Source organism: Afipia sp. GW822-FHT03D08 (genome assembly GCF_058801645.1).
The window spans coordinates 1-533 of sequence record NZ_JBXANK010000009.1; the positions used below are offsets into that span (position 1 = coordinate 1).

Sequence of the window (533 nt, forward strand, 5' to 3'; positions counted from 1 at the left end):
AGCTTCCGCGCGACACGGATGGCCAGGCTCTCACGGCTGAACTCGTCGATGATGCACAACATCCGGAACGCCTTGCCATCGTGGGTGCGGTCAGCGACGAAGTCATAGGACCAGACATGGTTTGGCCGCTCCGGCCGCAGACGGATGCACGAGCCGTCGTTGAGCCACAGGCGCCCGCGTTTAGGCTGTTTGGCAGGGACCTTCAGCCCCTCACAGCGCCAGATCCGCTCAACACGCTTCTTGTTCACCGTCCAGCCGGCTCTGCGAAGCAACGCCGTAATCCGGCGATATCCGTAGCGGCCATATTGGCGGGCAAGCTCGATGATGTCGGCAGTCAATGCTACCTCGTCAGCGGGTGTCGTTGGGATCTTGCGCTGCGTCGATCGGTGCTGGCCCAGTGCTCGGCACGCCCGTCTCTCGGATATGCAAAGCTCGGTCATCACATGATCGACGCACGCACGGCGTCGGGAGGGGCTTAGAAGTTTCCCTTTGCGGCCTCCGCCAGGATCAGCTTGTCCAGCGTCAGATCCGAC

General features: G+C 62.3%; 1 pseudogene. It reads right to left on the reverse strand.

The window, feature by feature from the left end:
• Positions 1-533 (reverse strand): annotated as a pseudogene (locus tag AC1RM7_RS23825) (IS3 family transposase); the annotation flags it as partial.